Genomic DNA, 15,226 nt, shown 5'->3' with positions numbered 1-15,226 from the left:
TAGAAGGGGGTCAAACGATGTGTTTATTTGATAACAGAAAAAAGAGTACGGCAACGATCCTGCTCGCTCTTACGGTTTTATTTATCACGGGCTGCTTGAAAGAGAACCATTATACCGCTTCTACCGATCCCGAGGCTAGAGCGTCGATTACTTTTGTAGCTGCAGAGTATAGCTCAGCTACGAAGCCCTACTTCGAGAATCTGGTGAGGGAGTTTGAGACCATGTATCCGAATATAGATGTCGAGCTGCAGGTCATTAACTGGGACATTCTCGATAGCGCCTATAATACAATGATCAGCCGTAATCAACCTCCAGATTTGCTGCTCACGAATATTTATGCGCATTTTGCCAAGGATGGGCTGCTGAACAGTATGGAGGATATTCTTTCTAATGAGTTAAAAGACAAAATTTATCCATACTTACAGGATAGTACCAAAATGGATGGCACCCGATATACGATCCCTTATGCATCGACGATTCGCCAATTGTATTTTAACAAAGATATCTTTAATGAAGTCGGACTGACAGAATCGCCAAAAACCTGGAAAAGTCTTGAGGAAGATGCACGTAAAATAAAAGAAAGCAAGCAAATTGACGGCTTTGGTGTCGATTTAACGGATAATGAAATTTGGGCATATCTGTCTTATTTTTTTTATGGCGCAGGCGGAGGTTGGATGAAAAATGGGGAGTGGGCAATCAATTCTCCGGAGAATGTGGAAGGCATAACGTTCCTAAAAAATCTGTATGACAAAGATTTAACAGATAGCGAGCCAGCCGTAACAACACGGGATGAAAAGCAGCGCATCCTTGGAAACGGGCAGCTGGGGATGCTGATTTCCGGCAATTATTTTGAGACTGTCGTCCCCTATGAGTATCCCGGTTTAAATTGGGGCAAAGGGCCGATCCCGGTTAAAGAGGGGCAGACACCTCTCGTTCTTGGCGTACAGGATGTCCTTATGTCTTTCAAAACCAATCATTCGAATAAGAACGCTTTGTCCAAATTCCTCGATTTTCTGTATGAGGATGCACGATATGAGCAGTTTGTTGTCCGGGAAGGGTTTCTTCCAACCACACGTACGGTTGGCGATAAACTGGCGGCTACGGATCCATCCATGAAGCAAAATTTAGACGCGATTAAAAGCGCAAAGTTCTACCCCATTAATCATCCTGCTTGGTCGGCTGTTCTTAATGCAACTAGAAACATGGGGCAAACCGTCCTGCTCGGTCAGCTAAGTCCTAAACAGGCACTGGACCGGTTGCAGCAAATTGCTCTCGATAACAACGATTGAATTGTGCATGAGAACAAGGACAAGGACAATTTATCGGCGTTATTTTGTTTCTTTCGACAAGATGAGCATAAAGACAATACGTTTTTAGACTATTAATAGTTTTTTTCTCAATGGTTGTCTTCCGCGAAAGTCACTATGATTAAAGTGTAAGAACAGCTCAACAAAACACTTAGGGAGGTCATTTCAAATGAGAAATACACAAAAAGTTATGGCATTGGGTATGTTGTTGTCGACAGTAATGTTCACACTAAGTGGCTGCGGAGGCAACAAGGCGAATACGATATCGACGTCAGTCAAGCCTGCTGAGAGCGCCAAACCGGCTGACAGTGCAGCACCAGGGGGAGCCAAGCTTGCAGGAGAATTTGAAGTGCAATATTTTGTTGGCGGATATGGAGATCTCTGGTGGAAGCAAGCGATTGCTGATTTCCAAAAGCAGAATCCGGATTTGAAGATTAAAGAGTCTGCTGGAGCGAAAATTAATGATCAGATGAAACCGCGCTGGCTGCAAGGCAATCCACCTGATTTTGTTTACATCGACGGAGCTGGTTCCAACACAAGACAAATGGTAACAGATGACCAACTCATGGATATTACGGACTGGTTAAAGGATGCGAAAAACGTAGACGGAAAGAAAATACTTGATCTTCTGATTGCTCCTCCGGAAGAGTACAAGCAAGGAAAAGCTTACGCGGTTCCATTAGTCTTCGGATCTTGGGGAACGTTCTACGATAAAGCATTATTCAAAAGCAAAGGTTGGGAAGCGCCAGCTGATTTTGAAAGCTTCATGGCATTAGGCGAGAAAATTAAAGCGGATGGAAAGATGAGCGATTATATCCATACAGGCGTTTATCCTTACTATATCAATGGAGGTTTGCTGGATCCAACCATTATTGCGATGAACAACTATGATACATCCATTTTCAAGAAAATCAATGCTCTTGAGAAAGGCGTTTGGAAAAGTGAACCTGTTATGAAATCGCTCACAAAGATAGTTGAAATGAGAGATAAAGGTCTCATCGACAAAGGATCACCTGCTCTTAACCACACCGATTCCCAGTCCCAATGGCTGCAGCATAAAGCAGCGTTCATCCCGACAGGCATTTGGGTGGAAAGCGAAATGTCCAAGGACATTCCAGCCGGATTTGAGTTCGGATTCTTGCCTTCCATCGGTCAAGACAAAGGTGGTAAGTTCGTAGCGAATCCCTATACGGCAACTGTAGCTATAGCTAAGAAAGCAAAAAATCCTGAAGCGGCTAAAGCGTTTATGCAATTCATTTTTACGGAAAAACAAAGTAAGCTGTGGGCTGAACTATCCAAGGCTCCATCGAATATTAAGGCGGATCTAGAAGGAACGAATGCACCTGCACTTACGAAAGAAGCAGCGAAATTCTATAACTCACCTAATACCGTTGTTGCACCGGAAATCGTGATTCCAGAAGAGCTTGTTACAGCAAGAAACAACGCAACGATCGCACTTACCAAAGGTGAAATTACACCGCAGCAGTGGGCGGATCGCATGGAAGAAGCGACAGAAAAAATTCGCTCGAAAGAAAAGAAATAACGTGAGCATTGGAGTGGAGGAAACCATGACAGAGATAAAGACGTCCACAACCGTCATGAATGATCGGAAAACTGGTAGTAGAACCGGGACTGCAAGAATGAAGCGTAACCTCTTCATTCTTTCCTTTATCCTTCCGACTTTATTGCTCTATCTAGTCTTTACCGTTTATCCGATGTTTAAAGGGATTTATCTTAGTTTGTTTGACTGGTCTGGCGGCTCTGAAACCTATAACTTTATTGGTCTTGGAAATTTCAAGGATATGCTTCATGACGCTGTGATCCTCAAAACCATTCGAAATGACTATATTCTGGTTATCGGCAAAGTCGTTGGATTTATGATCTTATCTATGTTCTTCGCAATCGCACTAACTCGATTCAATCTGAAAGGCTCCAACTTCTATCGTATCGTTTTCTTCATACCAAATGTGCTTTCCGTTGTTGTTGTCGGGGTCCTCTGGCGCTATGTCTACAATCCGAACCTGGGATTCCTGAATTCCTTTATCTCCTTATTTACGGATAAAAAGTTCGAATTCGCTTGGTTAGGCGATAAATGGTCGATCTTCGCGCTTTTGCCGCCTTCGATCTGGGCTGGAGTAGGCTTCACGATTATATTGTTGGTCGCTGGCATTCTCAGTATTCCATCGTCGTTATTCGAGTCAGCTGACATCGACGGTGCGTCGCAATGGCATCAATTTTGGCTGATTACCCTCCCGCTTTCGTGGGAGCAGATCAAAACATCCGTGCTCTGGATTGTCATGACGACTCTAAATGGATCCTTTGTTATCGTGACAATCATGACTTTTGAAGGCGGCGTGGATAATGCCACCCAGGTTATGGGCTCCTACTTATATCTCAATGCCTTCAAGTTCGGCAAGTTTAGTTATGCATCTGCCATTGGCGTTCTTATTCTGGTCCTTTCATTGATCACGACGGCAACACTACAAAGGATGATGAAGAAAGAAACCATTGAATTAACGTAGAGGGGTAATTCTTATGAGTCAAACAACGATACATCCTGTATTTCGTTTATTTTTCAAAGTGTGCTTAATCGCCTGGTCCTTTTGTATTCTTTATCCGCTATTATGGACGGTTCTAAGTTCATTGAAGGATAATCAGCAGTTTTTCTTGGGAAAACCTTGGGATCTGCCGAAACTCCCCTTGCTCTGGTCAAATTTCTCCTTTGTTTGGGAGAAGTACAATTTCGGTCATAATTTTTTGAATTCTTTATTTGTAACCGTAGTAAGTACGCTTGTCGCCGTTCTTTTATCAGCGACGACCGCTTATGTGATTGCCCGATTCACGTTCAGAGGCAATGGGTTGCTGTATTATTCGTACCTTTCTTACATGATGATTCCCACATTCCTAGGTATTATTCCCTTATTTTTTCTTCTGAATGATTTTCATTTAACAAACAATTTGATTGGATTAACCCTCGTTTACACGGTTACAGCGGTACCATTCGCTGTTTTCGTCCTCGTTAGTTTTTTTAAAACGTTGCCAGGCGAACTCGAAGAAGCGGCATCTATTGATGGGGCTTCCCACTATGGCATATTTTTTCGAGTGATGCTTCCCCTCGCTAGACCGGGATTGATTTCAGTTGCTATTATCACGGTGCTGAATATTTGGAATGAATATGTATTTGCACTCGTGCTTATTAGTGACCCCGCGAAATATACGATTCCGGTTGCAATCGCTGTTATGCAAGGTGAAATGCAGTACAGAACGGAATGGGGCCCCCTCTTCGCCGCATTAATCATATCGATGGGGCCGCCGATTCTGTTTTACAGCATCTTTCAAAAACAAATTACTGGAGGTATTACGGCTGGAGCTTTAAAAGGTTAATAAGAAAACGATAAAATGGAGGAGTTCAACGTGAGATACTCTTTTTTAAAAAGAAGATCAGTCATAGCGCTAATGGTATTTTCCTTACTAGTTTCCTTATTACAATTGCCTTCTGTCTCCTATGCGGCCAATGCGGCTCCCAATGTGGTTCCCAGCTTGCGAGAATGGACAGGGGGAACAGGCGCTTTTCAATTAAAAGACTCCTCACGAATTGTTATTGATTCGTCCTATGGTGCAGAACTTGCGGACACGGCAGCGGATTTCAAGGAAGAATTAAAGCTGATTGCCGGCAAAGATGTTTCTGTTGTTCAGGCTAGTTCAGCCAATGCTGGCGATATTTTCTTGACACTGGATACCACAGATTCGGTAATCGGCAACGAAGGATACGTGTTGGAAGCAGCAGCCTCCATCTCAATTAAAGCGCATACATCCGGCGGTGTATTTTACGGGACTCGAACGATATTGCAAATTTTACAGCAAGATGCAGTGCGATCGAATATCCCTCGTGGTTTAGCCAAGGATTATCCGCAATATGCTCAGCGTGGAATCATGCTTGACGTCGGCCGGAGATATTATTCCATGAGCTATTTAGAAGATACGATCAAACGGCTTGCGTGGAATAAACTGAATACATTCCAAATTCATTTCAGCGAATGGAACGGATTCCGATTGCAAAGTGAGACCTATCCGGGTTTGGCTTCTGCCAAATCGTACAGCAAGGCTGATATCGAACGATTGAATGAAATCGCAGAACGTTATCATGTATTAATCATTCCTGAATTAGAAATGCCCGGCCATGCGGCCATTCTCAACAAGTACAATCCAGCAATGAAATTCAGCTGTTCTTCGATGGATACAGATACGACGGGGTGGGATATTCCACAATTTACAGTCGATTATACGAAGCCTGAAACGCGTGCATGGATCAAAGCGCTTCTTGATGAGTTTGTTCCGTTGTTTAAAGGACCTTACTTCCATATCGGCTCTGATGAAATTCAATCAGAATCCAGAATGAATGCTTGTGCCGAGCTTGTTACTTACAAAACGACTAACAACTTGCCCAAGGTCGGAGACAGCTTCATACAGTTCATTAATGAAATGAGCGATCATGTGAAGCAGCTTGGGAAAATCCCTATGAACTGGAACGGGTTTGAAGATTATCATCCGAGCATTTCACTGAATACAGATAACGTGATAACGGTTTGGAGTGATGAGGCAAGCTCCTCTAAGCAAGCAATTGATTTTGCCAGAGATGGATATAAAGTTTACGCTTCTCCGGGTGATGTGTTGTATGTAACGGCAGGTAAGGGTCTTTTGCCTAAAACAACCTCCTTGTATGAGACGTGGGCTCCAGCTGTTCATGCCAATATGATGGGCTATTTCCTCTCCATTTGGTCTGATTATTGGAATCTGGTCAAGACACCGGATGGAAGAACCGGGTATGAAAGCGGAAGTGCGTTCAATGGCTCAGAAGTTGGGGATGGTGAATATATTATTCCAGAATCCAACTTTGAAGATGCATCTAGAAAGCCACGTCAAGCACTCTCTGAAAGAATGTGGGGAGGACCTAGGTCGGCTAGCGTTGCTGAGTTCTTCAACCGAGTGAGTTTAATTGGAGATGCTCCTGCTGTCGTTAACCCTGCGCAAGCAGATCCGTTAGGAGTCACAGTAATCAATAACGATGCTAGAGGAACAGATATCAATAAAATTAATTATTCACCCATCAGCACAAGTGGCAGCACAGGTTGGGTCGTTTCATCGGATAGTTATTCGGGCTTGACCAATAGCTATTTTGAAATCAAATTTATTGGAACACAGATTAAGTTGCTTGGCGGAATAGCTCCAGGGCATGGTATTGCAGCCGTATCTCTCGATGGCGGCAGCGAAGTTGATGCGGATCTATACGCTTCATCACGCCAAAATACGACGGCTTGGTATACATCGCCTGTCCTGCCGTATGGCGAACATACCGTCAAAGCCAGAGTAACGGGAAGAAAGAATAGCTCGTCTACCGGTATGTTCCTTTCGCTTGAACGCGCCGAAGTTTACAATCGGACAGTGATTGAGAACAGTACGAGTGGAATGAACAATAACGAATTCTATTTTACAGGTACGTGGAATCATGGCAATGAGAGTGCCAGCGCAACAACGAATGATGCTTATGAGATGAAATTTGAAGGAAAACAAATCATTCTAGTTGGCACGAAAGGACCTGATCAAGGAATTGCCGGCATTTCCATTGATGGTGGTGCAGAGCAAATGATTGATTTGTATGCTTCGTCTACCCAGAGCGGGGTTCATTCGTTCGTATCTCGGGCTTTAGGTAAAGGCTTGCATACGATTAAAGTCCGAGTAACGGGAACAAAAAATAGTGAATCAACAGGTAAAACAGTTTCAGTGGACCGAGCGGAAATCGTTCCGTTTGAACAAATTGCTGTCACTGGTGTCCGGATGGACCAGGAACAACTGCGTTTGAAAGCTGGAAAATCGGGCGAACTTGAAGCGGTTATAGCGCCGCTAAATGCAACGAACAAAAACGTTACATGGAGCAGCAGCGATGAAACAGTAGCCACTGTCGTTGACAGCGGAGATGGCAAAGCTGTTGTGACTGCGCTCAAAATGGGCAGTGCAACGATTACCGCCACTACGGCTGAAGGCAATTTTACGACTGTTAGTCAACTAACCGTAGATGCTGCAGACCCTGGAACTACGCTCAGCGGTGCAAGCTCCGTTGTCACAGGTCATACCTTCACAGTTCGTTTGGGCTTGAACAATGTGACGCATAGTGTATATGGTCAAGATATTAAGCTTACCTATGATGCGAATGTCATGGAATTCGTATCGGTTGCTTCAGTGAAAGCTGGAGTCAGCATTGTGGGATCGAAGGATCAGGCGGGTACGCTTCGACTTATCCTTGCAAGTGAAGGAGCAGCCAATGCAATTACAGGTACAGCGGATATCGCCGAGATTGTCTTTAAAGCGAAGAATGTCCAGCAATCGGCAAGCGGGCAAATCTCAGTCACCGATGCAACACTAGGCGACGAGAATGGCGTCGAATCCAAAGCAGACGTTTCGTCGATGACGGTCCAAGTAACGGTAGTACCTGTAGGAGTCCCAGGAGATGTGAACGGGGACAACCAAGTAAGTGTTGGCGATCTTGGCTTCGCAGCAGCCAATTATGGCAAAAACTCTTCAAGTCCGGATTGGAATTTAGTCAAAATCGTAGACATGAACAACGACAATGTAATTGATATTATTGACCTTGCAACCCTCGCACGCAAAATTGTTCAATAACTTAAAAAGTCGAAATAGCGCGCAACTCTATACTTTGTGGTACTGGGGGAAATTTCATTGAAAATTACATGTAAGCAAGTTTGCATATCTACGTTAACCGCAACTCTCTTGACGACAGCGGGGCTACCCTTAGGGGTTCCCTTCTTGGGACAAGCTTATGCGTCTGTCGTCGATTCGGACAAAGAGGTTCAATTGAAGTTTGAGGACAACGCTGTTGACAGCTCACCCCATGCAACGAGTGTTACAGCTCATGGGAATCTGACCTATGTACAGGGAAGAGACGGAAAAGCAATCAAGCTCAACTCTACCAGTTCAGATAGGCAATACCTGGATTTGGGTAAACCTGCGAATTTGCAGTTCGGCACGAACACCAACTTTACATTAGCATTTTGGATTAAATCGTCCGGTGTATCCAGTGATCCGCCGGTGATTTCAAACAAGAATTGGGATAGCGGAAGCAGTCCGGGCTACGTTCTGGCTTTATTGCCGAATAATAGTTTGAAATGGAACTATAACACAACGGGCGGCTCCCGCGCGGATGCCGAAATTCCGAATGTGGCGAATGGAAAATGGCATCACATCGTTGTTTCTCATGACAGAGCGACTGGAAGGGTAGATTTCTACAAGGATGGACTTCCCGTCGACGTTGCCGTGAAATCCGGAACTTTGTATCAAGGGATCACGAACAGTATGAACATTGCCGGACAGACAGGAACAATTGATGCAGGGCTAAAAACCATGATCGGTAACGACGGAACAGGTTCCTATGGGGTCGATACGTTTCAAATGCAAGTTGATGAAATGCAGATTATCAATCGGGCCGTAACCGAGCAAGAAGCTGGGGAAATGTTCAGCAGCGCGCCAGTGCAAGAGGATACGAATGACCCTTTTAAGGGTTCCTTGAACTTAATTAGCGCCGAGCATGCCGTGAAGGGAAGCACGTTCCGAGTTAATCTGGATCTTCGCACACCGCTAATGAGCACCTCAATAGATAAATCCGTCGTTGAACTCACCTTTGACAGTAATTTATTTGAATTTGTAAGTGCAACGAAAGCAGTTTCGGCTGATACATCCAGGCCAGGTGTTGTCAAATTGGAAATACCGGGAGGTAACATCTACAACGAGGCAGATCCGCTTGAGTTTGCCAAATCAAGAATTTCTGAAGTGTATTTCAAAACGAAGGCTGCTTCCGGTCAAGGGCAAATTCAAGTTAGTAAGGCAGAGTTCTATGCAGGCACCGCCAAGTTAGACAATGAGGTATTTCAGTCACAGCCGAAGACTGTTCAAATCCATCCGAAAGCAACAGAAGACTTGAATCAGGATGGCACGATCACAGTAGGAGATCTAGCGCTTGCGCAGAGCGCTTCCGAAGCGGTGCAGAGCCAAATTGCCGCAAATGCGAAGTATGCCCCCTATAAGAGGGTTGTGGTTATCGGGATGGATGGCGGCGGAGTATCCGTGATGCCGAACGCACCGTACTGGGAGACGCCAAGCTCGCTCAAAGAACAAGTTGGCAATCGACTGGTTGCGCCTGCTATACGAAACCTGATTGAACATGGAGCTGTCAGTTATTCGGTCAAAACGACGCTCCCTTCAAGCTCATCTCCCAACTGGGGGGCCATGCTTACTGGTGTTGATTACAGCAAGCATCAAATTGGCAATTCAGAAAGCGAGCTTTATTATTATTCGGAATCATCGCCATACCCTTCTATTTTTAAGAAGTTAAGGGAAGTTATGCCGAATAAGAAATTGGCAGCTTTCGCTGGATGGACTAATATTTTGAACGGGCATATCGAGCCATCCGTTGGTGTTGAGGTCGGTTCTGGGACTGATGAACAGGACACGGCTTCCTTCGTGGACTATGTCAACAGCGGCAAGGCGCTCGATACGTCGTTGATGTTCATTCAACTGGATAATATGGATCATGCAGGACATGACTTCGGTTTCTACACGAAGAAATACTATGAACAATTAACGAAGACGGATCTGAACGTAGGAGCGATCATGAACTCCCTGCGGGATAATGAGTTGCTGGACGATACGTTGATTGTCATGTTGCCAGATCACGGCGGAGGAACGGAGAATCCGAACACAACATTGGGAAGTGCTACTTCTCACGGTCAAGATTCACCTCTGGCGACAACGACTTTTATAGCAGCTAACGGCAGAACCGTTGCAACCGATATGGGTAAGGAGAAAATTTTGCAAGGCGGGACAACCAAAGATTTGAACGCTACTGTATTAAAAGCATTAGGTGTTAACGCGATGGGCGATTCCAATGTGATTAACGGCATGTTCGTCGATCAGAAGGATCAGAACAAAGCGGATGCCCCGGAGTTAACGTTGACTAAGGTGCTGGTTCCAGGTACGCAGGAGTTTAAGCATTATGAGTTGGCAATTAGCAGCGAGCAGTCGGCAGCGAAGGCGATAGACGTGGAGCTAGCGACTGTAGGGCTGAATGTCTACGGGGTCGAATCGCTTCAAGATGGCGTAAGGGTGGTTCGCAGCGAGTCGGCTAATGGCCGAACGAGAGTCATTCTGAACTCGGATAACGGGATTACGCCGGATGCAGCTTTATTGAAGATCCAAGCTACACCGCTGGGCGAGGATGCTTCAGCATCGCTCGAAACAGCCGTTGTTGCTGATTCGACAGGAAGAGAAGTATTGCCAAATCTGTTAAGTGAAGTGCGGGATGATGTGTCCGCAGGTCCGTATACAAGACTCAATAGTGTGAAGGCTGTGGACGCAGGCGAGGAGTTCGTTGTACATCTAGGGGTCAGCAGAGTGACAGATGCCGTTTATGCGCAAGATTATGTGCTAAATTACGATGCTAACCTGCTTGACTTCGTTTCGGCTAAGACTGAGAAGGATAAAGTAAGCCTTATTGAAACACAGGACACAGGAGGTAAGGTGCGCTTTATTCTGGCCAGCGAAGGCCCGGAAGGTGCAGTTACGGGCAATGAGCAGATGCTCGAAGTAACGTTCAGAGCGAAGACGATCTCACAGTCGGCTACTGCAGCGATCACGGTAGAAAGCGCCAAGCTTGCTAATGCAGCCGGTGTGGAAACGTCGATCGGCGCGTCTTCAATCGACGTCAATATCGAGGCTGCCGTCCTTGGCGATGTCAATGGCGATGACAAAGTTAGCATCGGTGACATCTCGATTACTGCCGCTCACTACGGTAAAACAACGGCTAGTGCAGATTGGCAGATTGCGAAGGCAGCAGATGTTAACAGAGACGGTAAAATTGACATCGATGACCTCGCTGCCATTGCGATGAAAATTTTAGAGTAACCGGAAGCGAGGAGATCAGATGAGGTTTTATATTGATCTCCCTCTTTTGGACACGAGAGGATGGATTAGGATGAGACGTAAGATCATTCTTGGTACATTAGTCTGCAATCTTTGTTGCTTCGCAGCCTTATTATCCCCTGCTTATGCGGAAAATGCTTCGCAATTTGTCCTAAAGACTTCGGCTACGGAATCGACAAGTGAATTTACCTTAACTTTGCAAGGTACAAATATTCAGGACTTATACGGTTACGAAGCCAAAATCAGCTTTGATGCAAGCAAACTAGACGTTGTCAAAGCGAATACGAAGATAGAAGGCTTCTCCATTTCTCCCATTGTCAAGGACAATGAAGTTACCTTTGCGCATACAAAAGTCGGCAATGTAAGTGGGGAGAAGGGAAACCTCGATATTGCCACGATCACTTTTAAAGCCAAAAAGCCAGGGACATCCCATCTTACATGGAGCTCTATGAAAATCGTGGATCACAATTTGAAAAATCAAACCATTGCACTTGATAATTCATATGATTTTACCAAAATTTTTAGTGACCTTGTTGGGCATTGGGCAAAATCAGATGTGATGTCAATGGTTGATAAAAGCATTGTGGAGGGTATGGACGACAATCATTTCGCACCAGACGCCACGGTTACAAGAGCGCAGTTTGCAACATTGATTTCCAGAGCATTAGATTTGAAAAGCAGTTCTGTACAGTCACCATTCTCGGACGTCGCAGCCCGCTCCTGGTACGAGGATACGGTGAAGAAAGTATATGCGGCAGGCCTAATCAACGGCGTTTCTGACCGTGAGTTCGCCCCAGAGAAGAACATTACGCGTGAAGAGATGGCAGCGATGCTGATGAGAGCGAAGTCGTATGTAACTGGGATGAGAATAGAAGATATGACAAGCAGCTCATCTCTAATATTTAACGATGAAGATGCAATCAGTGAGTGGGCGAAAAAAGTGGTTCAGCTTGCTGTTGATGCCGGCTTGATGAATGGTCGAACAACCGTGGAGTTTGCTCCGCAGGGACAAGCGACGAGAGCAGAAGCCGTGGTCGTACTGAAAAGACTGTTAGCTGGATCGAAATAAGCAAAACGATAATAAAGGCTGCCATCGCTTGATACAAGCGGTTGGGCAGCCTTTGTTAGGTTAGACGGCGATAAGCGCTAGGCGACAAACCGAACTTCCTTTTAAACAACTTGGAAAAGTGAAATTCATCGTAAAATTGCAAATGGGCTGCGATTTCTTTGACGGATAAGCTCGTTGTCTCCAGCGATATTTTGGCCGATTCGAGCTTTAAATTCAACATGTATTCGTTGGGGGATAAGCCTGTTATTGAGCGGAAGCGAGTGAAAAACGTAGTCCGAGACATGCCGCTTTGGGCAATAAGCTCATCAACCCGGATCACTTTGTCCAAATTCCGGTGGATGTAGATCATAATTTTATCGAGCTCTGTATGGCGGGTAGTAGGGGCTGCTGAATGCTCTCTAGCAAAGAGAAGCATCACTTCCTGCAGAAGGATATTGGAAGAATAGGCGAATCCAAATGGCTCAGCAATCAACAGATCAATGATTCGTTCACACAATTGAATGGCCTCAGCTGCTTTCCCCGTTGAAACCACCTCGTTTACGGGCAGCTGCAAAGCGTTCATGGCATCCAGGGAGCTAAATTCCAGAAAATAAAACTTCCAGTCATTGTCCTGACATCTGTAAGATGTGGGCTTCCCATCCGGAACGAAAAAATAAGTGCCTGCGTGCAAGTCATATTGCTGTTCCCCTTGCGTGAGAAGCCCCTTTCCTTCGTAGGTAATAAATAGGCCAGGAACCTCAAAACCATTCGCTTTCATGTTCGTGTAGGTGTCATTTGCTTGCACTTTCCAAATCGAACTGAATGATGCGAAAGGGATCGGCGTATTTCTTAAACTGTAAGGGATATTCATGAAGGACATAAAGCGACGCCTCCTTGGAAATCGTTCTACTGTACATTAAAATGAGGGATTATAGCGGAAACGATTCAGATATATGTACAATTATACATGGATTTAAACCATCCATCCATGGATGAAAACAGGTAATTCCTCTACACTTAAATCAGATGCCATAAGTAGAGGAGTGTATGTACAATGATGGTGAAGGTAGGAAATCGTGAATTAGAGATGGATGGCGAGCAATTGACGGAGCTTAGAAGCTCCAATGATATTTTGCATGATCAGCAGGCGCTGCGTGAACGGATGGAGGAAGACGGCTATTTATTAATCCGCGGGTTCCATAATAGAGATAGGGTGCTGGAAGCCCGGACGAGTATTTTGGAAAAAATGGCTCAAATGGGCAAGCTGGATCGCGACACACAGCTCGAAGACGGCGTTATGGCCGACGGCAGTAAAACCATTTTCATGGGGGGAACGAATGAAGACCTGCCCGCACTGTTGAATGTGTTAAATGGCGATCATATTATGCGCTTTTTCGATGACTTCATTGGGGAACAATCGCTTACGTATCATTACAAATGGCTCCGCGCCGTAGGCAAAGGCGATTTCACCGGAGCGCACTACGATATCGTGTATATGGGCAGAGGAACTCAGAGCGTCTACACCGTATGGTCACCTCTCGGAGACGTTTCGTATGAAATGGGTGGACTGGCTATATGCCTTGGTTCTCATCGTTTCGAAAAATTGAAGCAATCTTACGGCTCCAAAGATTCAGACCGCGATGGAGTTGGCCACTATACCGATGATCCGCTGGTCATAACGGAGAAATTTGGCGGCAAGTGGGCAACTACCGAGTTTCAGGCTGGGGATGTGTTGATATTCGGTATGTTTTTGATGCACTGCTCGCTTGAAAATACGACGAACCAGTATCGGATTAGTGTTGATGCGAGATATCAATCGGCCAGTGAGAAGGTTGACGAGAGATGGAGCGGCAAAAAACCGAAGGGCCATTATAAATAAAATGCGAAGAGGCTGTCTCAAAGTCAGAAATGACCTAGGAGATAGCCTCTTATTTTATTGATCGACTCCGTCACTTCTGGCGTCATTGGAATTGGATGACGATTGAATCCATAGTCGCTTCGTATCCAATTTGCCTATAAATATTATTCGATGTTGGATTGCTCTGATCTGCGTATAAGCTTGTTGTTTGGTAGCCACGATCCAACAGCTGTTGCGTAAATGCTGACACACAATCAGAGGCATATCCCTTTTTTCTTTGGATGCTAGGTGTATATACATAGGTGATGGTAATATTGTGCCCCGTAGGGCGAGTGGCATAGGCCATGGAAACCAACTCTCCATTTACTTCCCATGCTACTAAATTTCCTTTATTAATCAGAAAGGTGGCCTTGTTCGACGCGTCTTCTAAACTAAGAGGTTGTTTTGTTTCCATGCCGAAGCCATATACCCACTCTTGTATGAGGTGATGGTCTTTTTCAATGACTTGCCGTAGTTTTCCCTTCGTTTGCAACGTACTATTAACCTTCTCTAGTTTGTAAATGGTTTGCATCATGAGGACAATGGCAGAAGTCCCCTTTGCTTGGGATATATACAAGGCAAGTTCGGTCGTTATTTTCTTTTCACCAATAAAGCCTGGGATGGTTCGAACGGTATGCACCAGCTTTTCACCAAGATCGTGTACGTCCTGGGATGAAAGAGCAACGGGTTTTGATAAAATAATTTGTTTCGGATGTGTTTGAAGCAAGATCAGTCCGATCTCGTTTAATTTCCGAACTGTAGCCATCAACAGGGGAGTTTTATCCTGCTCGCTCAAAGATTGCAGAACACCTAATAATAAATTGTTGGCGGCTTCATCTTGTTCTAAGAAAGAGATCACATCTTTTTTAAATGCGGTCAGACTCTCATACTTGTCAATACGTATCAATGGCACCATCCCCTTTCGAAATATCAGCGATTACGAATAAAAGGTTAATACATCATAAGTTCCTACATATACTCAAG

10 protein-coding genes are annotated in these 15,226 nt (G+C 44.9%); 8 read left to right on the top strand and 2 right to left on the bottom strand.

The annotated features are described in order from the left end of the window. The first annotated feature begins 17 nt into the window (after positions 1-17). The 7 genes from AC58UW_RS00540 (at position 18) to AC58UW_RS00510 (ending at position 12,366) form a co-directional block, all read left to right on the top strand. A complete protein-coding gene (locus tag AC58UW_RS00540; RefSeq protein WP_497418773.1) occupies positions 18-1,289 on the top strand; it encodes an extracellular solute-binding protein in 1,272 nt (423 codons plus the stop codon). A 187-nt stretch (positions 1,290-1,476) separates the two neighbouring features. Continuing rightward, positions 1,477-2,850 carry an ABC transporter substrate-binding protein gene (locus tag AC58UW_RS00535; RefSeq protein ID WP_497418772.1) on the top strand — a complete coding sequence of 458 codons (1,374 nt, stop codon included), beginning with the start codon at positions 1,477-1,479 and terminating at the stop codon, positions 2,848-2,850. 55 nt (positions 2,851-2,905) lie between these two features. After that, positions 2,906-3,829, top strand: coding sequence for a carbohydrate ABC transporter permease (locus AC58UW_RS00530; RefSeq protein ID WP_497419306.1), 924 nt, complete (start codon positions 2,906-2,908; stop codon positions 3,827-3,829). Between the two features lie 13 nt (positions 3,830-3,842). Beyond that, the gene (locus AC58UW_RS00525) at positions 3,843-4,691 is read left to right on the top strand and encodes a carbohydrate ABC transporter permease (RefSeq protein ID WP_497418771.1); all 849 of its coding nucleotides are present in this window, start codon (positions 3,843-3,845) and stop codon (positions 4,689-4,691) included. Between the two features lie 30 nt (positions 4,692-4,721). Then, the gene (locus AC58UW_RS00520) at positions 4,722-7,985 is read left to right on the top strand and encodes a family 20 glycosylhydrolase (RefSeq protein ID WP_497418770.1); all 3,264 of its coding nucleotides are present in this window, start codon (positions 4,722-4,724) and stop codon (positions 7,983-7,985) included. A 144-nt stretch (positions 7,986-8,129) separates the two neighbouring features. Beyond that, complete coding sequence (locus AC58UW_RS00515) at positions 8,130-11,279, top strand: LamG-like jellyroll fold domain-containing protein (RefSeq protein WP_497418769.1); 3,150 nt, start codon at positions 8,130-8,132, stop codon at positions 11,277-11,279. 70 nt (positions 11,280-11,349) lie between these two features. After that, on the top strand, positions 11,350-12,366 hold the full coding sequence (locus AC58UW_RS00510; protein ID WP_497418768.1) for an S-layer homology domain-containing protein: 1,017 nt from the start codon (positions 11,350-11,352) through the stop codon (positions 12,364-12,366). A 55-nt stretch (positions 12,367-12,421) separates the two neighbouring features. Here the strand turns inward: AC58UW_RS00510 and AC58UW_RS00505 are convergent, their stop codons facing one another. After that, a complete protein-coding gene (locus tag AC58UW_RS00505) occupies positions 12,422-13,225 on the bottom strand; it encodes an AraC family transcriptional regulator (protein ID WP_497418767.1) in 804 nt (267 codons plus the stop codon). Positions 13,226-13,399: 174 nt separating this feature from the next. Here AC58UW_RS00505 and AC58UW_RS00500 point away from each other — a divergent pair, with 174 nt between their 5' ends. Further along, positions 13,400-14,224, top strand: a complete 825-nt coding sequence (locus AC58UW_RS00500; protein WP_497418766.1) for a phytanoyl-CoA dioxygenase family protein — start codon at positions 13,400-13,402, stop codon at positions 14,222-14,224. A gap of 82 nt (positions 14,225-14,306) precedes the next feature. Here the strand turns inward: AC58UW_RS00500 and AC58UW_RS00495 are convergent, their stop codons facing one another. After that, on the bottom strand, positions 14,307-15,149 hold the full coding sequence (locus AC58UW_RS00495; protein ID WP_497418765.1) for a GNAT family N-acetyltransferase: 843 nt from the start codon (positions 15,147-15,149) through the stop codon (positions 14,307-14,309). Between the last annotated feature and the right edge of the window lie 77 nt (positions 15,150-15,226).

The organism is Paenibacillus sp. J22R160, assembly GCF_059692135.1.
The sequence above is the reverse complement of the archived record's forward strand: the minus strand, read 5'-3'. Positions and strand labels throughout refer to the sequence as shown.

What these genes read in the sequence shown, in the direction of transcription:
- AC58UW_RS00510 (WP_497418768.1), top strand. Translation starts at nt 11,350, where the DNA reads ATGAGACGTAAGATCATTCTTGGTACATTAGTCTGCAATCTTTGTTGC.
- AC58UW_RS00530 (WP_497419306.1), top strand. Translation starts at nt 2,906, where the DNA reads ATGAATGATCGGAAAACTGGTAGTAGAACCGGGACTGCAAGAATGAAG.
- AC58UW_RS00500 (WP_497418766.1), top strand. Translation starts at nt 13,400, where the DNA reads ATGATGGTGAAGGTAGGAAATCGTGAATTAGAGATGGATGGCGAGCAA.
- AC58UW_RS00535 (WP_497418772.1), top strand. Translation starts at nt 1,477, where the DNA reads ATGAGAAATACACAAAAAGTTATGGCATTGGGTATGTTGTTGTCGACA.
- AC58UW_RS00525 (WP_497418771.1), top strand. Translation starts at nt 3,843, where the DNA reads ATGAGTCAAACAACGATACATCCTGTATTTCGTTTATTTTTCAAAGTG.
- AC58UW_RS00540 (WP_497418773.1), top strand. Translation starts at nt 18, where the DNA reads ATGTGTTTATTTGATAACAGAAAAAAGAGTACGGCAACGATCCTGCTC.
- AC58UW_RS00505 (WP_497418767.1), bottom strand. Translation starts at nt 13,225, where the DNA reads ATGTCCTTCATGAATATCCCTTACAGTTTAAGAAATACGCCGATCCCT.